The organism is Mucilaginibacter sp. CAU 1740 (assembly GCF_039839285.1).
In the GTDB taxonomy this organism is placed as follows: domain Bacteria; phylum Bacteroidota; class Bacteroidia; order Sphingobacteriales; family Sphingobacteriaceae; genus Mucilaginibacter.
In genome coordinates this window covers 93,364-113,902 of the sequence record NZ_JBDOQS010000004.1, presented here as the reverse complement: position 1 = coordinate 113,902, position 20,539 = coordinate 93,364, and the positions used below count along the sequence as shown (strand labels likewise).

General features: G+C 43.5%; 17 protein-coding genes. 7 read left to right on the top strand and 10 right to left on the bottom strand.

Going from position 1 to position 20,539, the window contains the following annotated elements; translation table 11 throughout:
* Nucleotides 1-344 precede the first annotated feature (344 nt).
* Nucleotides 345-1,010: an FAD-binding oxidoreductase gene (locus tag AAFN85_RS10805; RefSeq protein WP_347527251.1), complete on the bottom strand. Its 666-nt coding sequence runs from the start codon at nucleotides 1,008-1,010 to the stop codon at nucleotides 345-347.
* 241 nt (nucleotides 1,011-1,251) lie between these two features.
* On the opposite strand from AAFN85_RS10805, the gene AAFN85_RS10800 reads away from it, so the two are divergent.
* The 3 genes from AAFN85_RS10800 to AAFN85_RS10790 all read left to right on the top strand — a co-directional run bounded on the left by AAFN85_RS10800 (nucleotide 1,252) and on the right by AAFN85_RS10790 (nucleotide 4,640).
* Nucleotides 1,252-1,428 carry a hypothetical protein gene (locus AAFN85_RS10800; protein WP_347527249.1) on the top strand — a complete coding sequence of 59 codons (177 nt, stop codon included), beginning with the start codon at nucleotides 1,252-1,254 and terminating at the stop codon, nucleotides 1,426-1,428.
* Between the two features lie 288 nt (nucleotides 1,429-1,716).
* Nucleotides 1,717-3,198, top strand: a complete 1,482-nt coding sequence (locus tag AAFN85_RS10795) for a glycine--tRNA ligase (RefSeq protein WP_347527248.1) — start codon at nucleotides 1,717-1,719, stop codon at nucleotides 3,196-3,198.
* Nucleotides 3,199-3,536: 338 nt separating this feature from the next.
* Complete coding sequence (locus AAFN85_RS10790; protein ID WP_347527247.1) at nucleotides 3,537-4,640, top strand: AI-2E family transporter; 1,104 nt, start codon at nucleotides 3,537-3,539, stop codon at nucleotides 4,638-4,640.
* Between the two features lie 135 nt (nucleotides 4,641-4,775).
* Here the strand turns inward: AAFN85_RS10790 and AAFN85_RS10785 are convergent, their stop codons facing one another.
* The 6 genes from AAFN85_RS10785 to ligA form a co-directional block, all read right to left on the bottom strand.
* Entirely contained in the window at nucleotides 4,776-6,104 is a 1,329-nt protein-coding gene (locus tag AAFN85_RS10785; protein WP_347527246.1) for a pitrilysin family protein, read from the bottom strand.
* Between the two features lie 18 nt (nucleotides 6,105-6,122).
* Complete coding sequence (locus AAFN85_RS10780) at nucleotides 6,123-7,502, bottom strand: pitrilysin family protein (protein ID WP_347527245.1); 1,380 nt, start codon at nucleotides 7,500-7,502, stop codon at nucleotides 6,123-6,125.
* A 132-nt stretch (nucleotides 7,503-7,634) separates the two neighbouring features.
* Nucleotides 7,635-8,330: a hypothetical protein gene (locus AAFN85_RS10775; RefSeq protein WP_347527244.1), complete on the bottom strand. Its 696-nt coding sequence runs from the start codon at nucleotides 8,328-8,330 to the stop codon at nucleotides 7,635-7,637.
* Nucleotides 8,331-8,691: 361 nt separating this feature from the next.
* Complete coding sequence (locus AAFN85_RS10770) at nucleotides 8,692-11,139, bottom strand: DUF5686 and carboxypeptidase regulatory-like domain-containing protein (protein WP_347527242.1); 2,448 nt, start codon at nucleotides 11,137-11,139, stop codon at nucleotides 8,692-8,694.
* Between the two features lie 86 nt (nucleotides 11,140-11,225).
* Entirely contained in the window at nucleotides 11,226-11,456 is a 231-nt protein-coding gene (locus AAFN85_RS10765; protein WP_347527241.1) for a hypothetical protein, read from the bottom strand.
* 117 nt (nucleotides 11,457-11,573) lie between these two features.
* Entirely contained in the window at nucleotides 11,574-13,586 is a 2,013-nt protein-coding gene (gene ligA, locus AAFN85_RS10760) for an NAD-dependent DNA ligase LigA (protein ID WP_347527240.1), read from the bottom strand.
* A gap of 434 nt (nucleotides 13,587-14,020) precedes the next feature.
* Between ligA and AAFN85_RS10755 the strand changes: the two genes are divergently transcribed.
* Entirely contained in the window at nucleotides 14,021-14,638 is a 618-nt protein-coding gene (locus tag AAFN85_RS10755) for a TNT domain-containing protein (protein ID WP_347527238.1), read from the top strand.
* Nucleotides 14,639-14,724: 86 nt separating this feature from the next.
* Entirely contained in the window at nucleotides 14,725-15,075 is a 351-nt protein-coding gene (locus tag AAFN85_RS10750; RefSeq protein ID WP_347527236.1) for a hypothetical protein, read from the top strand.
* A gap of 153 nt (nucleotides 15,076-15,228) precedes the next feature.
* On the opposite strand, the gene AAFN85_RS10745 is transcribed toward AAFN85_RS10750, so the two are convergent.
* The gene (locus tag AAFN85_RS10745; protein ID WP_347527234.1) at nucleotides 15,229-16,152 is read right to left on the bottom strand and encodes a DUF6263 family protein; all 924 of its coding nucleotides are present in this window, start codon (nucleotides 16,150-16,152) and stop codon (nucleotides 15,229-15,231) included.
* Between the two features lie 149 nt (nucleotides 16,153-16,301).
* Here AAFN85_RS10745 and AAFN85_RS10740 point away from each other — a divergent pair, with 149 nt between their 5' ends.
* Nucleotides 16,302-16,544: a hypothetical protein gene (locus AAFN85_RS10740; RefSeq protein ID WP_347527233.1), complete on the top strand. Its 243-nt coding sequence runs from the start codon at nucleotides 16,302-16,304 to the stop codon at nucleotides 16,542-16,544.
* 81 nt (nucleotides 16,545-16,625) lie between these two features.
* Here the strand turns inward: AAFN85_RS10740 and AAFN85_RS10735 are convergent, their stop codons facing one another.
* Nucleotides 16,626-18,419, bottom strand: coding sequence for a DUF885 domain-containing protein (locus AAFN85_RS10735; protein WP_347527231.1), 1,794 nt, complete (start codon nucleotides 18,417-18,419; stop codon nucleotides 16,626-16,628).
* 101 nt (nucleotides 18,420-18,520) lie between these two features.
* Between AAFN85_RS10735 and AAFN85_RS10730 the strand changes: the two genes are divergently transcribed.
* A complete protein-coding gene (locus tag AAFN85_RS10730; RefSeq protein WP_347527230.1) occupies nucleotides 18,521-18,991 on the top strand; it encodes a DinB family protein in 471 nt (156 codons plus the stop codon).
* Nucleotides 18,992-19,155: 164 nt separating this feature from the next.
* On the opposite strand, the gene AAFN85_RS10725 is transcribed toward AAFN85_RS10730, so the two are convergent.
* Nucleotides 19,156-20,466 carry an alpha/beta fold hydrolase gene (locus tag AAFN85_RS10725; RefSeq protein ID WP_347527228.1) on the bottom strand — a complete coding sequence of 437 codons (1,311 nt, stop codon included), beginning with the start codon at nucleotides 20,464-20,466 and terminating at the stop codon, nucleotides 19,156-19,158.
* Nucleotides 20,467-20,539: the final 73 nt, after the last annotated feature.

Sequence of the window (20,539 nt, the reverse complement as noted above, 5' to 3'; positions counted from 1 at the left end):
GTTTTAGATTTGAGATGTGAGGTGTGGGATGTGAGATTTTGGGGTTGTACGTCCGTCCGTAACGGGGAGTTGGTTGTTTGGCGGAAGGGTATGGACGGGGAGTGATTTTTAAGTTTCTACGAACAAACACCTCCACCACGTCATTGCAAGGTACAGCCGGTCCCGCACTTGCTTCGGGAAAGCAATCGCGAACTGCACAGGGCACATTTGCATATCCGCTCTGCTTCTGTGCGATTGCTTCGTACCTCGCAATGACGTGATGGTAAGGAAAGGGTAAAATCAAACCGTCCATATCCATTTTTAAAGATTGGACTCCCCCCGACGGACGGACGGAACATTACCCCCTACTGCTCAAACACAACCGATTCCGTATCAGCTCCCAATTCTGCCAGTAACCCGCTTATTTCCTCAACCATAGCATCAGGCCCGCAAACGTAAAAGTGTTTGGAAAAATCTTTCACTTCTGCCTTCAGGAAATCAGCATCAATACGGCGCTGATCGTACTGGCTATCTTTTTGCCCTGTAACCGTAAACACGGCATTCTCGCCCAGGATGCTTTTCAGTTCATCGCTTAAAATAATATCCTTATCGGTTTTATTGCTGAAGAAAAGCTTGTTATTCCCTATCGCACCATCATTATTAAGCTGCCTTAGTATTGCGATAAATGGGGTTATACCAGCACCTCCTGCAATAAAATAACCTTCGCCTTTATACTCAATTGCACCCCATACATCGCGGATAATTACCTCATCGCCCACACTGAGCTTGCTTAACTGGTTGGTTACGCCATCATGATCGGTATAGGTTTTTATGGTGAACTCAAGGTAATCGTCGCTGTTAAGGCAAGTGAACGTGAATGGTCGTTTTTCATCTTTCCATTGCTCAAGGTTAATGGATAGTTCGGTTGCCTGCCCTGGTACAAAGCTGTAGCCTTGCGGTTTCTCTAACCTGAACTGCCTTACATTGTGGGTAACATATTTTGCGGAAATTATTTTTACTGCCTGTTCCATTGTTGTTTGGGTTTGATACAATAGTAAGCTCAAAAGCAGGGAGATGGTTTTGATTATTTAACATCACGTCATTGCGAGGTACGAAGCAATCGCGAACTTTACAGGGCGAATTTGCATAGCCGCTCTGCTTCCGTGCGATTGCTTCGTACCTCGCAATGACGTGGTGGAGGAAGGATTACTTGAAAGATTATTTATTGGAGATTACTTAGTTGCGAAATCACTCCTCTACCTAAAAAATAAAATGAGTTTTTTAGAAAATACCCCTCCAATAGCTAATTTATATATTAACCTTGAAGGGAAGCGGATGCAACCGATCTGTAAAAGATATGGAGATAAGCTATTGAGCTTGTTTTGTACTTCCGTCCGTAACGGGGAATCACTATTGAAGTGGAACGGAGATGGACAGGTGGTAAACTGATACCAAAGTTCATCAATACAAATATAAAGAAATTTCTTTACAAATAAAGAAGATATTTACAAACGGCTGTCGTCCGTCCGTCACCCCGTGCCCAACCCTAAAAAAGCAATTTGGACGGGTGTTAGTTTAAAGTGTCACAAAGCTTATATTAAATAACGGGGTCCTCCCGACGGACGGACGTACAACATCGCTCTGCAAATGCTTGCCAAACGGGTGGCGTAACTGTATTTCAAGGCTTTTTGCCTTTTGCTTTTTGCTTTGTGCCTAAATTGTATCTTTGCAGCTATTATGAGCAAATCAACCGACGAACTTTTTAAAAATGTTATTTCACATGCCAAAGAATATGGCTTTGTGTTTCCTTCCAGCGAGATATATGATGGTTTAAGTGCAGTGTATGATTACGGTCAGAATGGTGCCGAACTTAAAAACAACATCAAAGCCTACTGGTGGAAAGCCATGGTGCAAATGAACGATAACATTGTAGGTATCGATTCGGCCATATTTATGCACCCGAAGATCTGGAAAGCGAGCGGTCACGTTGATGGCTTCAGCGATCCGATGATCGATAATAAAGATTCAAAAAAACGTTACCGTGCCGATCAGTTATTGGAAGATAAGATAGATCGTTACAGTAAAGATGGTAAAACAGATAAAGCAGAAAAACTGCAAGCCGATATGGATGCGGCCCTTAACGCCGAAGATTTGCCACGCCTGCGCGAGCTGATCATTGAGCATGAAATTGCCTGCCCCGTTAGCGGTACCCGCAACTGGACCGAAGTGCGCCAGTTTAACCTGATGTTCAGCACCCAGATGGGCGCTGTTGCTGATGATGCCGATACAATCTATCTGCGCCCTGAAACTGCTCAAGGTATCTTTGTAAACTACCTTAACGTGCAAAAATCGGGCAGGATGAAAATCCCTTTCGGTATTGCGCAAATTGGTAAAGCTTTCCGTAACGAGGTTATAGCCCGCCAGTTCATTATCCGCATGCGCGAGTTTGAACAGATGGAGATGCAATTCTTTGTTCGCCCTGGCACACAGAAAGAATGGTTTGACCAGTGGAAAGCCGCCCGTTTAAAATGGCATCTTGCCTTGGGTACCGACGAGGCTAAATACCGCTACCACGAGCATACCAAACTGGCCCACTATGCCGATGCCGCTTATGATATCGAGTTTGAGTTTCCGTTTGGCTTTAAAGAGGTTGAAGGTATCCACAGCCGTACCAATTTCGATTTAAGCCAGCACGAAAAGTTCTCGGGCAAAAAAATGCAGTATTTTGATCCGGAGGTTGATCCTGAAACAGGTAAACCTTACGGCAACTACGTACCATACGTAATTGAAACTTCGATTGGTTTGGATAGGATGTTCCTCCTTACCATGATCAACGCTTACGAAGAGGAAGACCTGAGCACCGAAGAAAAGCAAGACAGCCGCACCGTATTACGCCTGCACCCCTGCCTTGCCCCGGTTAAAGCCGCTATTTTCCCGCTTACAAAGAAAGACGGTCTGCCAGAAAAAGCCCGCGAGATCATGGATAAACTGAAGCTTGATTTCAACATCCAGTACGAAGAGAAGGATGCTATCGGTAAACGCTACCGTCGTCAGGATGCTATCGGTACACCGTTCTGCATCACTGTAGATCACCAAACGTTAGAAGATAACACCGTAACCATCCGCCACCGCGACAGCATGGCACAAGAGCGCGTAGCTGCCGATCAACTGGATAAGATCATCGGTGATCTGGTTAGCTGGAGGAATGTGTTGAGTTAATCGAACTCGTTATAATAATTACAAAGCCTGCATTTAAAAGTGCGGGCTTTTTTTTGTTTTAAAAAGTGGGGGATTGTGCGATTCCCTCCCCTGGGAGGGTGTAGGGAGGGGTTTCGTCGCCATACATATCCGTTAGCATAGCGAATAAACCCCTCCCTGCCACCGCGCTATCCAGCCGCACCCCTCCCGAGGGAGGGAATTAAAAAAACACATGTCCTCCCCGTCCCCTAACCACTCCGGTTCCCCTAAACGGACGGACATACACCAATCCTTACACAAAATCCATCCAAATAAAACAATTACTTATCTTGTTCCTTTCGGTATAAAATCCTGTATCCATGCCTGCTGTTAAAGAGTACCCCTTTTATCTGAAAAGTACCGTTGTGCTTTTTGGGTTGATTTTGCTTATTTATGTTTTTGCCCAACTGGCAGATGTAATGATCCCGCTGGCTTTTGCCGCTTTTATTGCCATATTGCTTAACCCGGTGAGTAACTGGCTGCAACAGCATAAAGTACCCAAAATACTGGCGATAGGTTTAGCCATGGCGGCAGGTATAATTTTGGTTGCGGGTTTGTTTTATTTCCTCGCTACGCAGATGATCCAGTTTGGCGATTCGTTGCCTGCACTTAAAGTAAAGTTTGCGCAGATCTTTTCCAGCTTTAAAGAGTGGGTGGCTGCTACCTTCAACTACCCTATCCAAAAACAGGATAAACTGATAAGCGACGGTATGAACAACAGTCAGGCTTTGGTAGGTAGAACCCTGGGTAACGTATTAAGCACATTCGGATTAGTATTTGTACTGCCGGTGTATATATTTCTGATATTGTTTTATAAAACCCTCATCCTCAATTTCTTTTTCGAGGTATTCTCCGAAGAAAACTCCAAACAGGTAGCCGAGGTATTAAAAGAAACTAAAACTGCCATACAAAGCTATATACAGGGCTTATTGATTGAGATGCTGATAGTAGCCGTTATGAACTCGGCAGCGTTAGTATTACTGGGCGTTAAGTACGGCATACTGATAGGTGTAATAGGCGCTATCCTTAACCTGTTGCCTTACATTGGCGGCATCATAGCCATTGCTTTACCTGTGCTGATGGCAACTGTTACTAAAGATGGCTACAGCACACAGCTGGGCGTTATCATTGCCTATATTGTTATCCAGTTTATTGATAACAATATCCTGGTGCCGCGCATTGTATCATCAAAGGTGCAGATCAACGCGCTGATCTCGATAGTGGTGGTGCTGCTGGGTAATATGCTTTGGGGATTATCGGGTATGTTCCTTTCTATCCCATTCATTGCAGTGTTGAAGATCATATTCGACAGGATAGAAGACCTCAAACCATGGGGAAAACTATTAGGCGATACCGTACCCACCCGCCCCAAAGGCGCCGGCTGGAGTAGAACAAGAAAAAAGGCGGTTCTTCCGGAGGGATAGTCATTTGCATCATCCCAAAACGTCATTGCGAGGTACGAAGCAATCGCGAACCATACGGGGCGGATTTGCCTGTGTGCGATTGCTTCGTACCTCGCAATGACGTGGTTTATAAGCTTCGGCGGTTTAACCTAATGCTTAATGATTCACCGGGCTACCGCCTTGGTTAAGCGTACCGTTTATATAAAGGATCTGGTTTACTTTAGCCGGATCGCCCTGGTAAACCCATACTATGTTGTTGATGTACTTGCGGAAGGCGTTGCTTACGTCATCAACAGTAAGTTTCTTTACATCATCAACCATAGTTATGGAACGTTTCCAGTTATCGTGCAGTACCTCGTTTGATGCTATGGCCGATGCCTGGGCGCTGTTGGTTTCGTTTTTATAGTAGAAGCCGGTTAGATAAGTGATCTTCATATCGGCTACATCTTCTGGTTTAAAACCATCGCGTTTTATGCGGTCAACCAGCTTATCAAATACGGCAATGTATTTATTAGGTTCGGTTGTTGAAACTGCGAAACGGGCTGTTGAGGTTTGGCCTGCGCTAAACCAGGCTTGCGGGGCGTATGATAAACCGTTGTTGGTACGAACCTCTAAAAAGTGCATGTTGCTAAAAATGCGCATGGCTACGTTAAAGGCGTTAAAATCGGGTGTACCGGCAGCTGGTCCGCTGGCAATACCTTCAACATAGTTGGTAGCGAGGTCGCGTTTTTCAACATTGATACTGTTTTTCGGGGTGCTGAAGGTTGATTTTTTAAAGGCGAACGCCGAGCCTTGTTTAACTCCGGCAAGCATGGCTTTAACTTTAGCTTCGATAGTAGCCTGATCCAGATCGGCCACAACAACAATAACCAAACGCGATTTGGTTAGGATAGATTGATAGTAAGCCTTGGTTTCGGCAGGTGTTAAAGCGCTGATAATGGCTACCGTGCCGCTTGGATCTTTAGCATAGTTGGTACCGGCAAAAGCAATTTTATCGGCATATTTATCAATGGCGTTATCGGGCTGTGAATCTTCCTGTTTAAGGTTGCTGATGGCAACATCTTTAATCCGGCCAAACTCTTTCTCGTCAAATTTGGGCTGGGTTATAGCCTCCACATACAAAGGCCACACTATATCAAAATCGCCTTTAATACAGTTCATGCGCACTACCGAGTAGTTTTTATTGCTGCTACCATAAACAGTAGCGCTCACCTTATCCAGCTCATCCTTAAAACTATTTTTATCGTGTTTAATGGTACCGCACTCGGTGAGGGCACTCATCGCTAATGATTCGATACCCGCCTTGGTTGCCGGGTAGTTTTGTACGCCGCCTTTAATAATGGTTTGTACCTCAACAATATCGTTTCCGCTGGGCTGTACAATTACCTTTACGCCATCAACGGTGGTTTCGTAGGCTTTATTCTGGGCTCTGGCGGTATTTCCGATAGCCGCTGCAACCAGCAGGGCAATTATATATTTTTTCATGATGCTTACTGGTTTAAGTTATTTGGCAACAAAAAATGAAGCCGCGTTCACTGTTTTATTTAACTCGGGCGCTATGATCAGGCCTGCAACGTATGGTTTACCAATTACATAGTTAGCCAGGTATTTTTTGATATCGGCACGGGTAACCTTCTGGTAATTGCTGTCCAAATCGGTATAGTAATTAAGCGATGTGCTGCACCACTGGTAGCTAACCTGGCTTGGTAAAGATGATGGTTTTTCTTTAGCGTGAATATCGTTACGGTGCAGTATAGCTTTAGCGGTAGCCATTTGCTCGTCGGTAAAGTAATCATCCTTACCCCATTGGCTTACCTGGTTCATCAGTTCGGTGTAGCATTCTTTAAGCTTATCGGCAGTAGGTACCACAAAAATATCTACCGGGCCAACATACCTGCTGGTATTGTAGCTTACGTAAACGCCGCTGGCAAGGCCTTTATCAACCAAAGCCTGCTGTAATTTTGATGAGTTTAAGCCCACAATGGTCGAAAACACATCGGCAGCAACTGTAGCAGCCGAATCTGTTGGGTACGAAGGGCCTTGCCATGTAAAATCCATATAAGGGGTTTGGGCAATGGTAGCTTCTTTAACAAAGTATTCAGTTTTGGCTAAAGGCTTAAATGGCGGGATAGGGAATTTAGCTTGCGGATCGAAACCACTGTTGGCCCAATCGCCAAAAATGCTTTCGGCAAGGGCAAAGGCGTTATCATGCTTCACATCGCCGCAAATGGTAAGCAAGCTGTTATTAGGGAAATAGTATTTATCCTTAATGATCATCATTTTTTCGGGCGTAGCCGAGTTGATCACTTCGTGGATGCCGATAGGGTTTTTACGGGTGATAAGATCGCCCCAAAGCTTTTGCTGCATATTGTACCACAGCTGGAAGCTCGGGTCGCTCTCGGCACGCTGAAACTCGCCATCAACTACCGGGCGCTCCTTTTTCATATCCTCCTCGCGGTAAATAGGGAAACGGATGGCGGCATTCATAAAGTTGAGGCCTGCTTTAAGGCTGTCCCTATCAAAAGTGAAGAAGTAATTTACACGCTCGTTACCGGTGGTACCATTCCAGATGGCACCAAGCTCTTGCGTACGTTTCAGAAATTTTTCCTGATCGGGATATACCTTGTTGGCCTTGAAAAACATGTGCTCAAAAAGGTGCGAGAGGCCGCTGTATTCAGGGCCCTCGGTATAGGCACCGTTTTTAACAGCAATTTCGATGGTGGTTAAAGGCACTTTGGCGTTCTCAATAACCAGTACCTGCAACCCGTTGGGAAGCGTTTTAAGGAAGTAGCCCTCGGGCAACCTTACCTGTGCCGAAGCCACAAAGGCACTAAATGCCGCTATTACACACAGGGCAAAAGTTTTGATAAAATTTCGGTTCATATTCATAAATGTTTTAAACATTATAAATATATCGGTATAATATCAAACAAATGAATGATTTAACCCCGAAACCTCAATTTTTCAACCTAAAATTAAACCAATGGTGATTTCTGCATATCACCAGGCAGACAATTAAATACCTGCTTTAGTGCTATTGTAAGGTAAGCCCAGATCATCTATCGAGTACTGGGTAAGCACGCTATCTTTTATAGTGATGTAATCGCCACGCTCGGTAACATGCAGTTTCTCTACGCCATCGCTGCTATCAACCTTCGGGATGGTGCGCGATACTACATTGCCAAGGGTATCCAGTTCAATAATGTAAGTTTCCTTTTTGCCATCGGCAATATCGGTAAAGGGCACAATAAGGGTATGGTTATTATCGTCAATAAACCTGCCTATTATGTTTTTACCTTTCAAATCTTCGGGGTTGAGGCTTAACAAGTGTTTTACTTTTTCTGAGGATAAGCCAATGATATTCAGGCGTACGGTAGTGCCGTCTGCATCTTTAGTGGTATCCTGCATAGTTACCTGATCTGTTTTAGGGTAACGGGCAATGGCGTAAAAGTTATTGGCACCGGTGCTTTTATCGTTATGGCCAGGCAGCATAAAATCTAATTGCAGGTTGGGCAAATTGGCACTATCGGCTTTTATTTTTGAGGTGATGCTGAGCAGTTCGGCCCATTTTAACCTGCCGGTTATGTTAACCGTTAGTTTGGTAGCGGTATCTGTTTTGGTTACGCGCGATATGGTGTATGGAGGTACTTTTTTTGTACAGCCGAGGGCAAGCAGTACTATGATGAGGCAGGGAATGTAGTTCTTGATCATGCTGCAAAGGTAAACTTTTGGGGTGATTGGGAGAATGGTTGATTAAGTGAGTGGTTTATTTTTCTGAACCGTGATTTTTAGGATTAAGGGATTGATAGGATTTTTTTAACAAGTTAATGAATAGAATACCGGCCGGATTGTACCAGGAAAGATTGGGTTCAGGGTGACGGACGGACGGAATACCTTGAGCTACTAAAAAAAACACGTCATTGCGAGGTACGAAGCAATCGCGAACTGTACAGGGCGGATTTGCGCAGCCGCTATGCTTCCGTGCGATTGCTTCGTACCTCGCAATGACGTGGTGGTTTTCTTCGCTCTTTCCTTTCGCCTTTTACCTTTATCCTTTCGCCTCAAAAACACCTTAAAGAGATATCCCCAACCTAAACGCCGATTTTGCCTGTGTACCGCCGTTGTATGATATGCCGTACATAGCCCTTATATTGAGGTATTGCAAGCCGAAGCCCAGTTCGGTATAGTTTTTAAGCTGCGGGGTGTACAGGTAGTTTACATCCACTATCTCCTGCAATTTAAACTTGCGGATTAATGGGATTTTGTTGGTGATGAAGCCCGAGAAGTTATGTTCAAAATGTCCCTCAATATATTTATCTGGTGTGCTGAAATCGTAGTAATCCAACAGCAGGAAACGGTTTATCCTTGGTTTGTAGGATAGCACTTCGTTACCTGCAAAGTGGAAGTAATCGGGGTAGAAAACGCTTTTAGCGTTCAGAAACTTGCCTGCGCCTATAAAGAACGAGCTGCTGCCGTAAAAGCCCATGCTGATATCGGTTTTAGAAATATCGGCGCTGATTTTATCATAATCCACATCAGATCCTAAAGCGTTGCTGATGCCTTTGGTGTAGTTTACGCTGATGGTTGGATATTTTGATGGCAAATACCTGCGACCGGATGGATAGGTTTCGTACTTATTACTAAAATCATAGCTGGCCCGCAGGTTCAGGGTTAACGATTTATTTTCGGGGAACAGGGGCACATCCTGATCGGGCTGTAACGGGTTGTTGGAAGTGAACTGATGGGCATGCGGATCAAAAATACTGAAGGCCGTGGTATTTGGCAACCACTTACGGTTAGCCCATTCAACCAAGGCACTGCCCTTTAATCCGCCTGTAATCCTACCTGATAACGATGCCGAGGCAAATTGCTTTTGATACAGCTTTTTAAAGTTTTGCTGCGCTAAAAGGCTATGCAAAGTATTTACAAAGGTAGACATTGGGGCCAGGCTGTTCAGATCAACCACATCCGATCCGCCGTTTAATCCCAACGTAAAACGCTGCAACGGAATAGCCACCCCTGCCGAGCCGTTGAACAAATGATTAGAGAAACCATAACGCACCTTACCATTCACCACAAAATAGCGGTTATTGAGCGTATCAACCAGTTTACTATAGCTCGCGCCATAATCAATCGCGAAACCTTCAACGGTGTTGTAGAGCATGGAACCTATTAAAGGGTCGTAATGAAAATATTCTTTTTTGTAACGGTTGCGGGTATTGATGCCGGTAAACAACAGATTAACGGGCTTAAACTTGTTGTTGGCTTTATCCAGCGAATCAAGGTATTCTTTCGATTCGCGCTTTTTTGCCAGCTTATCTTTGGCTTTGTAATCAACAATTTCTTCGCCGGTTAAAGGGATAGGCCGGGCCTGCTCCCAGTAGGCCGAATCTTTAGCGGTGCCTTTGGTTATGCGCAGCTGTTCGTTAAAGTTGGCCTGGCTTAGGTCGGGGTTAAGGTCGTAGTTTTTGTATATCGATATAAAATAGCCGCCTATTTTAAAGCCAAACAAGCCGCCTGTAAACTCGAACTTGATAGATGAGGTCATCCAGTTTTTTTCGTTAACCGGGAAAAACTGCTGGTTAACTTTAAGGGTATCAACAAAATTGATATTGGCTTTTTTAGTGATGTAAAGCTGCAACCCGTAAATGCGCCAGCTATCATCCAAAATATAAATAACACCTTCAAAGCACGGATCATGCGCCCGTTTGGGTATCACCTCAATTTTGTTGATGGTTTCGCCGTTCTCTACCGAGGTACCTATGTATTTATAGTTGTAGTAAAACATGGCATTATCTGCCACGGGCGATACCAGTGGGCGGTTGCTCATCCCCTCCCACTTCTCATAATTTTCATAAAAATTAACCGCCATATCCGATGCCCGGTTAAAACTGAAAGCCCGGTTACGCCCCGATACTTTAGCGGACACCTGCTCCTCGTGTACCCTATCCGGACGGACAAAACTATACTTCGATTCCGACTCGGAAAGGTAAACTATACCACGGCGATTGGAATCAAGCCCGGCTTCGTTAGTTGCCTTCTGCACATCAAAACCCATAAAACTTTTAGGGGCGGCAAGCAGTTTTTGCAGGCCTTTTATGTAGATATCGCAGGTGTAGGCCTTTACCTCGTTTAAATAAGTTTTACGTTTTTTGATAGCCTTGCGCATAATGGCATAGGCAGGGTCTTCGCCACCGGCATGTACCGTAACATCTTTAAGCTGATAGGTTTCGATTTGCAGGCTGATGTTGATCGTTTGATCGGCATTGACAACAACGCTTTTGCTTTGCTGGGTATAGCCTACTGCTTTGTACTGGATATTATACGTCCCGGCATTAACACGTAACTGGTAGCTACCCTCGCTATTTGCCGAAACACCTTTGGTTGTATTTTTTACGTAGATGGATGCAAATGGGATGAGTTTACCGCCTTCATCAGTTATTTTACCACTGATATTAAATTGTTGAGCAAATACGGAAGTACTGAAGAGAGAAAGCAGGATAAGCAGGACTGGCTTCATTTAGCAGATGTTTTAAGCTAAGATGAAGTTTATTAGTTGATTGTTACAGCGCTAAATTGTTAAATAATGTAAAAAAGGCACCTTGATTAGGATGCCTGCTTATTTGAAGATGCTTTATTACCCAATGATGGGTGTGCTTTATTTTTTGTATTCCAGTCGTTAATATCAATTAAGCCTGGTTTAGTTTGATAATGCGATTTATCTTTAGGGCACCGCACTTTAAACTGGCCTTTTATCTGCTCAATAACAGGTCTGGCACCGCATTCTTTACAAGGCTCACAATGAATGTTTGCCTGAACTTGTATAAATTTTTCCATAGATATATTAGTTAAACATCGCGTTTAATTAATTAAGGGCAGTACAAATTAACACAAAATCCGATACACTAAGTAGAAAAAAAAGCCCAATGAATAAAATAAACAAACCAGGAATGCTTATTTTATCATGGCCAGTAATTCCTCATCGCTAATGATAGGAATATTGAGTTTATTGGCTTTTTCCAGCTTGCTTGGCCCCATATTATCGCCCGCTACCAGATAATTTAACTTAGCCGAAATGCTGCTTAATATTTTGCCGCCATTTTGCTCAATGATATCTTTCAACTCATCGCGAGAGGATTTCTCGAACGTACCCGAAATGATAAAAGTTTTACCAACCAGTGTATCACTTGCCAACACAACCTCTTTTTCTTCAGCAACAAATTGCAGGCCATGGGCGCGCAGTTTTTCTATTTCCTGGCGATGCACATCAGCCGCAAAATATTCTGTAATACTTTGGGCTATACGTTCGCCTATTTCTTCGGCAGCGGTCAATTCTTCGACGGTGGCAGCCATCAGCTTATCGATATTTTTAAAGTGGAAAGCCAGTTTACGGGCAACGGCTTCGCCAACATAGCGGATCCCTAAACCAAACAGCACTTTTTCGAAAGGCATTTTTTTAGATGCCTCAATACCATCAAGCATGTTGCTGATGGATTTTTCGCCAAAACGGCCCATCTGTTTCAACTCAGCGGCATGGGTGTGCAATTCATAAATATCACTGATGTGGCTAATGAAACCTTTACTGTACAAAGTATCGATAGTTTCATCGCCCAAACCGTCAATATCCATCGCTTTCCTACCAATGTAATGCTGCATTTTACCAACTATTTGTGGCGGGCAACCCTCATCATTAGGGCAGTAAAAGGCTGCTTCACCTTCTTTACGCTCCAAAGGGGTATCACAGGCCGGGCAGGTAGTACGGTAAATAACAGGCACGGCATCAGCTTTACGTTTCTCGGGGTTTACACTGATGATCTTCGGGATGATCTCGCCGCCTTTCTCAACGAAAACGGTATCGCCCTCATGCAGATCCAAACGGATAATTTCGTTAGCGTTATGCAGCGTAGCACGCTTCACGGTGGTACCGGCAAGTAAAACCGGCTTCAGGTTGGCAACCGGGGTAACGGCACCTGTACGGCCTACCTGGTAGCTAACTTCCAGTAGTTCGGTTTCAACACGCTCGGCTTTAAATTTATAGGAGATAGCCCAACGTGGAGATTTGGCAGTGAAGCCCAACTCCTGCTGCTGCGAATAGTTATTTACTTTAATAACAATACCATCAATATCATAGCTCAGGTTAAAGCGCTCGGTATCCCATTTATTAATAAAATCGAGTACGCATTTAATATCAGGGCAAAGTTCGCTATGATCGTTAGTGTGGAAGCCCCATTTTTTCACCTCCTGCAGGCTTTCCCAATGGGTTTTAAACAGCGGTTTTTCGGTATATAAAAAGTACAGGAAACAATCCAGCGGGCGCTTAGCAACCTCGGCCGAATCCTGCATTTTAACCGTACCCGATGCAAAGTTACGGGGGTTGGCATAAGCTACTTCGCCGGCTTCAATCCGTTCGTTATTCAACCTGTCGAAAGCTTTGCGGTGCATAAACACTTCTCCACGGATATCGAAATATGCAGGGTAGCCTTCGCCATGCAAACGTTTGGGTATGGTATGGATGGTTTTAATATTGGTGGTAACGTCATCGCCCTGTACACCATCGCCACGGGTTACGCCGCGTACCAGCTTACCATCCTGGTAGGTAAGGCTCATGCTCAAACCATCAAATTTAAGCTCGCATACGTACTCAAAGTTATCGCCAATGGCCTTGCGGATACGCTGATCAAAATCAAGCAGCTCCTGCTCGTTATAGGTATTACCTAACGAGAGCATTGGCCAGCGGTGGCGCACGGTCTCAAACTCTTTGGTAATATCGCCGCCTACCCTTTGCGTCGGCGAATCCGGGTCGGCAAATTCAGGGTATTCCTTTTCCAGCTTGTTAAGCTGCTCCAGTTTTTTATCAAAATCAAAGTCGGATATGGTAGGCATGGCCAGCACATAGTAGTTGTAATTGTGCTGTTTAAGTTCGGCGGTAATTGCCTCTATCTGTTTTTTTGCTTCAGCTGATGACATGGGTACGAAGGTAATAATTTAGTTTATTGGTTTGTTTTTTTGGGATTACACCGATTGATTTTTGATTACACCGAATAAGAAATAAAAAAAGCGGGGGGAAAGTGCGATTCCCTCACCTGGGAGGGTGTAGGGAGGGGTTTCTTCAACATACTTATCCGTTAACAAGGCGTAAAAACCCCTCCCTGCCAAACACAATCCACCACACCCCTCCCCAAGGAGGGAATGAAAAAATCCTCCGAACACTTATGGTGAAAACATCGACCACGGGCCTAATGCTGTCCCATCTTGTCATCAACTACCCTTACCCGGAAACGGACGGACAAACCGCCACTCAACCAGCAATATTTATTATAATATGAATAAAATAAATACTATAAAACCCTTTCATATTAACCCTACTCCTATTAGCTTTATCACACCAAAACTACATCAAAATGAAAACACTTAAATTGCTGCTATTAGCAGTGCTGTTGCCCTTTATAGCAACGGCTCAAACCAAATCTGTAAAAGCCGGTCCACACGCAGCAAAAAAACACCATCTTATTATCAGAGGCATTACCTATGCCGATTTTAAAGCCTCGGTAAGCGATTTTGCCGACACTGCCGCTAAAAAGGAATACGCGGATTCGGCATGGCGCTTATGGAAAACCGAGAAATGGACACAACTTGAACAGTTATTTAATGAGAAACAGCTTAACGGCGGCTGGCCACCAAACCGGGGCGCGGTTAACCTGATCATTGTAACACTTAGAAAAGGTTTCCTGATTGATCGTTATGGCGGCTATACCGATGCCAGCGGTGCTTTTCAAGATAAAGGCACCTTTGTTTCGGCAAAAGGCGTACCCTTCCCTCAGCGTGCCCTGCCCGATAATACTTTAACTAAACCTTATAAAATATATAAGATCTTAAAACCAATACCTAATACCCGCGAAGGCAAGATCATCCCTTGGTTTGGCAAACCCGGTTTAGGCATCCAGTACGAAGTGCCATACCCTATCAATGATCTTAAACAACAAGGTTATATAGAAGAAGAAAAAGAAGAAAAACAATAAAATAAATAATCGATTATAGCAATGTCGGTTTGATGGTATAGCTTTAGGCTGCCATTAAACCGGCATTTGTTTTTAATACATTTTCTATGATCAAAAAATACGAGATAGCAAAAGCACTGCTATTTGATAATACGGATGATACCCTGTACAACTCGACTTTTAATATTAAGCTTCCTCATGGCTCAATAAATTTTGATGATTTTGCCAATAACAACTTTGAAAAACTGGCTGATATTATCCGCATCGATGATTTTAAAAGTATTGTTGAAACCGCGGGCTTTAAAACTGATGGCGGCTTTTTGAACCTATACCAGGGCAGCGACAGGCTCAGGCTTTATTATGCTAAAAAGGATAATGATATTTTTGTTTTTGCCTTCGGCGAGTTTCAGCCACAACGGTATAAGGTTTACCTTGAAGGGGTTTGGGAGGTGAAGTAGCGTTTTAAACCCTAATTAAAATAAAAACGTCATTGCGAGGTACGAAGCAATCGCGAACTATACAGGGCGGATTAGCATAGCTGCTCTGCTTCCGTGCGATTGCTTCGTACCTCGCAATGACGTGATTTATTATTTTATCAGAATACTTGTCCCTTAATGATCACTGCTGGTAGTCTCGCTGGTTACCGTCATCGGGAAGGTAAGGCCACCTGGTATTTGTGGATTGTCTTTGATCTCTACAGTACCATCAATGGTTTGCTTAATTTTGGAGCTGCTTACCCATCCGGTAGTTTTATCAACCACAAAATCAGATAACATGGTGCCTTTCATGTTATATTTCATCGGCATATTGCTGATGGTTTTATAACCACCGGTATTATCTGTAACCAGCGTTGCCGAACCATGTATAGCGTAGCCTTGCGGCGTAATATCCATCAATTGGTAAACAGAAGTTATATTCGCTTTCATCGCGCCTTCCATAATTGTATTAACAGTCCATTTATCATTTTTGGCGATAGCCTTTTCGGGCAATACAGCCATAGACATTTGCAGGTTACTTTTCAAGGCAGCTGAACCGAATGATTCTGTTAGCTGGCTTTTAAGCTGATCTTTCTGAGCATCTGGCACACCCTTAACACCATCAATCATAGCCGAGATCATGTTTTCGGCATTCTCAACCGAGCGGATCCTGCCGCTTTTGGTAATAGAGGCGGTAAACGGCCTGTTGGTAATGCCTGACATGATACGCGCCATAATGTTTGTGGTATCCTTATTATCCGAATCGAAAGCTACGGTACCTGTAGGCAGTGTCATTTTCATGCCTACTTTGGTATAATTAACCTCCATATAGTAAAGGGAATCATCGGTATTTAATACCTTGAACGACATCTTGCCATCAATGGTCATATCGATATTATTGAGTTGCCCGTTTATAGTTTGCTTAATAACCGAGTGCGCCGACGATACCAGGTAATAAGTATTGCCTTTAATTAATTTGAGTGCCGGTTTTACCTTTTGCGCGTAACCTGCTACCGATACGATAAGCATAGCCGCTGCTAATAGCGTTTTTTTCATCATGTTAGATATATGGGGCTAAAGATATTATAATATTTTTATCAAAAAATCGCTTTGCAGTTAACAATTAATTAAAACATAATTCGTTAACTTTATAACAGTCAAGGCTCTTTTATTTTTTTAACCATTTAATAAACGGAAAGGGAGGTTTTATGTTAAGGCAGTTAGCATTTATACCACAGCACCAGTTTCATGTGCTGATTAATTTTTCTGGGCAGGATGAACGAATGTTGGCTGTATTACCCAATGAAGCAGGAAGGTTCCGCGTAGTTGATCAGGGTAAGTTTGTAGCCGAAATTAACTTTGAGCACAACAACTGTATTTGCTGCAAAGGCAAATTAAAACCCAGGGTGCTTTCGCAACTTGAGCACCAGATCAAAAACCATTACGCATAAAGATTTTGATAGTTCGTGGGATATGATCTCATGGTTCATAGTCCATGAGTTTTTAACTCATGGACTATCAATTCATTCTTTCTAATTACCGCTGCTTGTGGCTGCTGTTTTAGCAAGCATGGCTTCGCGTATAAATTTAACCGGGGCACTGCCGTAGCTTAAAAACTTTTCGTTAAACTCTTTAAGCTTGTATTTATCGCCCATTTTTAGTTTATAGGCATCGCGCAGATCAATAATTTCTTTATAGCCGGTATAGTAGCTGGTTAGCTGTACACTGGTAACACTTACACGTTTCCATTTGCCATCGGCTTCTGCTTGTTGTTGAAATGCCTCGTGGGTTAGCATTTTAATGGCATCTTCTTTGGTCATGTTACCGCTGTGCACGCTATAATCCAGTATGGTATTACATACCGAGCGCAGGTTCCATTTATACCACATCAGCATCATTTCGGGTTCGTTATTGCCAAAGCCGTTTTCAAGCATCATCTGCTCGGTGTAAACAGCCCAACCTTCGGCCATAGCACCATTGCCAAATACAGCTTTAATAATGCTTGGCGCTTTATTCGAGTACACACCCTGTACATAATGACCTGGTACGGCCTCGTGGATACTCAAGATCTGTAGTATGTAGTTGTTGTATTCGCGCAGATAACTCTCTGCTTTCTCTTTACTCCATCCTGATAAACTGCCAACATTGTAATACGAGTTACCGTTTTTATCATAAGGGCCAGGGCCGCTCATAGATGCTCCTGCAACACCAGCCATGTAGCCCGGTTCTTTACGGATGATGAGTGGTTTTGTAGGATCAAGCGTAAGCAGGTCTTTAGTTTTCACAAAAGCATTCAGCTTAGGGATGATCTGCTCAATAGATGATTGAAAATCTTCCGGCTTAACATGTTTGGTCGAGATGGTATCAATCAGCTGACTGATCATTTCCAAACTATCCTTAGGCATGGCGGCCTTACCCATATACTTTGGCCAAAGCTGCTTGCCTATTTTAGCCATTTCGCGGTGGGTATATTTTTTGCGCTCAACAGCGGCGTTGTAAGTTTTTTCGGCAGTGTTGCTTGCTACTATCTCGTACTTAAACTTATCCTCATACAAGTCTTTACCTAACCTGAAGCTGCGCGGATGGTCGTTTTTCAGGGCTTTCAACCAATCAGTGTAGGCTTTAATAGCGGTAACACTTTGGGCAGCCCTATCTGTCATTAATTTTTGTTCGGCTTTGGGGATATTTGTTTTTTTAAGCGAATCGGCAAAATCTTTTGATAGTACATCAAGCCCGCCAAGGTTTTGCTCAATAGCCAAATTGGTTAGTTCAACTACCGGATTTTTGATTTGCTTTTCGGCCTCTTTATAATATTGGGGAATAAAAGACATGCGCTGATAAAAGTGGCGCAGGCGTTTTGCCAAAGGCTCGTAATGCTCGTTCAGGATATAAGCGAAGGTGCCTATTACATTGTATGATGATGGGTCCCACTCAAACTGCCTTAAATGGGTGGTTTGCCATTGAATATAATCCAGCTGGTTTTGCAGAATTTTATAGTCTATTTTACTTCCTTCGGATAGGGTATTCACTTCAAAACGGCTCAACGAATCAACCTGGTATTTGGCAAAGTTCAACAGCTTTTCGCGGCTACCTTCATTAGGGATCACCATCAGGCTATCGTATTTATGATACCCTACCGATGTAGCCCAATCGGGGTTCAGCTTCCAGAAGTTATCTAAAAATGTGTTCTCATATTTTATAAAAGCGGCATCGTCTTTACCCAACAATGGCCCTGTGCCGCTGCCCCCCTCTTTTTTACAACCGGTTAAGGCTACTATAAATAAAATATTGGCGCAGGTTAGCTTAAAAAATATGTTTTTGATCACGACTGATTAAAGTTTTACAATGAACCATAAACTTAAAACATTTAAGCCGAATAAATCAAACCGGTTGTTAATTTGTTACTTTTAGCAACAATCAAACACCTATGAATAACGAACATCAAATAGTAATTAACGAGGTTTTACACCTGCTGCAAGGAGGTAATGCCCATGCCGACCTGAAAAAAGCACTCGACGGGCTACCAGCCAACCTGCGCGGTGTAAAGGTTGATAAACTCCCCTACACCATTTGGCAACTGGTTGAACACATTCGCATAGCGCAATGGGATATGCTGGAGTTTAGCAAAGATGGCAGCCATGAATCGCCCGAGTGGCCTGCTGCCTACTGGGTAAAAGAACTGGCTCCGGAAAGTGATGAGGCCTGGGAAAAATCCATTAAACAAATTGATGATGACCTGGAAGAACTGGCCGAACTTGTAAAATCAGGAGATATTTACAGCAAGATCCCTCACGGGGACGGACAGACAATTTTGCGTGAGGCCTTACAGGCTGCAGATCATAATGCTTACCATGTGGCCGAGATCATTGTGATCAGGAGGTTGTTGGGGGCGTGGTAATGTGCTTCGGAGTATCGCTCGCATAATTTACTCACCCGGTCTACGCTTCGCTGGACCTACCCTCTCTCCGGCAAGCCGCAAAGAGGGTAGGAAAAATAAAAAAATCCCCTCTTTACGCGCAGCGTAGAGAGGGGTGACAAGCGTAGCGATGTCGGGGTGAGTCCCTATTTCGCCGTTTTGGTTATAAAATTTATGATCGCCGTTACAAATTCCGGTTTTAGCGGCAAATCGGGCTGATTATAAGTTTCCTTGTTCTTCTCCTTATCGGCAGGGGCTTCCTTCAATACGTGGTTCATGTTGGGGATTATGGTAAGGATAGCATCCGATTTTGCTTTCTTCAACTTCTCAGCATCACCAACGGTAACCTGTAAATCGGTTGTTCCCTGAATGATCAGTATAGGTGCTTTTACCTTCCTGATCTCGCGCTGAGGATTGTACCTAAACCACGACATCAGGTATTTTTGAATGCTTGGTCGGGCGATGAAGTACAATGCAGGGTCGATATTATCAGTTGTTTTACCACGTTTCAAGCTATCCAGCATCCTGTTAAAACCATCCGAAATAAAAGATGGTTGCGATTTCATCTGCTCGGTAAGGATCTTATCTGCCGAATCACCAGCACCAGCTACCGAAATAAAGCCTTTTATCGGCTCATCAAAAGCAGCCATCATACCTACTAATGACCCTTCGCTATGGCCAAGGATGATCACTTTCGAAAAGCGTTCATCGGCAGTGAACATATTAAGTAACGCAGCGGCATCCTCAACATAATCTTCAAATCTTATTTCATTTTCTTTTATCGAGGTGGTGCTTTGGCCTACCAAACGCTTATCATAACGTAACGATGCAATTCCTTTTTTACCAAGTTCGTTGGCTATCATTTTGTAAACATTAGCATGCAGACCAAGCTTAGGGCTGTTACCATCCCTATCTGTAGGGCCCGATCCTGCAATGATCAATACCAACGGCACTTTACCGTTAGCATCTTTAGGCATGGCCAATGTACCAGATATCGAGCCTAATAAAGTTTTAACCGTAATTGGCGATTCTGTTAACGACGGATCAGTTGGAATTATATTACTTACCGGCGGAGCAGCAGTAGTTGCCGGAGCGGTATATGGCGTTAATGAAAGACCTGTAAATTTGTTATCAGCATTTAACGAAATATTTAACGAGAAAACACCTTTTTGAAAAGTTGCTTTATAATGGGCTATTGGCACTTCATAGTTTGCCAGTTCAGCGTCGCCCAGAGAACCTAACTGCGTTTTGAGTTGGGTAGTTGTATTCCTGAAATCAACCGGCGAAAGGGCCTTCATCATTTCGGGACCAAACATGGCATATATACTATCGGGCTTGTTATTGTTATACAATTGCCTAAATTTATTTAAAGCGGTAGCATAATTTGCAGGCGGCGTTTGGGCAAACAATTTACCAGCCAAACAGGTTATGAATATTAAAAGGAAAGCTTTTTTCATGTTATATTGGTTCAATCCACGATACCCGAAGTATCACGGCCGAAAATAGCGAAAAAATCAGCTTGTTGCGTTA

What these genes read in the sequence shown, in the direction of transcription:
- AAFN85_RS10765 (WP_347527241.1), bottom strand. Translation starts at nt 11,456, where the DNA reads ATGGAAAAATTTATACAAGTTCAGGCAAACATTCATTGTGAGCCTTGT.
- AAFN85_RS10800 (WP_347527249.1), top strand. Translation starts at nt 1,252, where the DNA reads ATGAGTTTTTTAGAAAATACCCCTCCAATAGCTAATTTATATATTAAC.
- AAFN85_RS10725 (WP_347527228.1), bottom strand. Translation starts at nt 20,466, where the DNA reads ATGAAAAAAGCTTTCCTTTTAATATTCATAACCTGTTTGGCTGGTAAA.
- AAFN85_RS10755 (WP_347527238.1), top strand. Translation starts at nt 14,021, where the DNA reads ATGAAAACACTTAAATTGCTGCTATTAGCAGTGCTGTTGCCCTTTATA.
- AAFN85_RS10780 (WP_347527245.1), bottom strand. Translation starts at nt 7,502, where the DNA reads ATGAACCGAAATTTTATCAAAACTTTTGCCCTGTGTGTAATAGCGGCA.
- AAFN85_RS10795 (WP_347527248.1), top strand. Translation starts at nt 1,717, where the DNA reads ATGAGCAAATCAACCGACGAACTTTTTAAAAATGTTATTTCACATGCC.
- AAFN85_RS10790 (WP_347527247.1), top strand. Translation starts at nt 3,537, where the DNA reads ATGCCTGCTGTTAAAGAGTACCCCTTTTATCTGAAAAGTACCGTTGTG.
- AAFN85_RS10740 (WP_347527233.1), top strand. Translation starts at nt 16,302, where the DNA reads ATGTTAAGGCAGTTAGCATTTATACCACAGCACCAGTTTCATGTGCTG.
- AAFN85_RS10775 (WP_347527244.1), bottom strand. Translation starts at nt 8,330, where the DNA reads ATGATCAAGAACTACATTCCCTGCCTCATCATAGTACTGCTTGCCCTC.
- ligA (WP_347527240.1), bottom strand. Translation starts at nt 13,586, where the DNA reads ATGTCATCAGCTGAAGCAAAAAAACAGATAGAGGCAATTACCGCCGAA.
- AAFN85_RS10785 (WP_347527246.1), bottom strand. Translation starts at nt 6,104, where the DNA reads ATGAAAAAATATATAATTGCCCTGCTGGTTGCAGCGGCTATCGGAAAT.
- AAFN85_RS10770 (WP_347527242.1), bottom strand. Translation starts at nt 11,139, where the DNA reads ATGAAGCCAGTCCTGCTTATCCTGCTTTCTCTCTTCAGTACTTCCGTA.
- AAFN85_RS10750 (WP_347527236.1), top strand. Translation starts at nt 14,725, where the DNA reads ATGATCAAAAAATACGAGATAGCAAAAGCACTGCTATTTGATAATACG.
- AAFN85_RS10805 (WP_347527251.1), bottom strand. Translation starts at nt 1,010, where the DNA reads ATGGAACAGGCAGTAAAAATAATTTCCGCAAAATATGTTACCCACAAT.
- AAFN85_RS10745 (WP_347527234.1), bottom strand. Translation starts at nt 16,152, where the DNA reads ATGATGAAAAAAACGCTATTAGCAGCGGCTATGCTTATCGTATCGGTA.
- AAFN85_RS10730 (WP_347527230.1), top strand. Translation starts at nt 18,521, where the DNA reads ATGAATAACGAACATCAAATAGTAATTAACGAGGTTTTACACCTGCTG.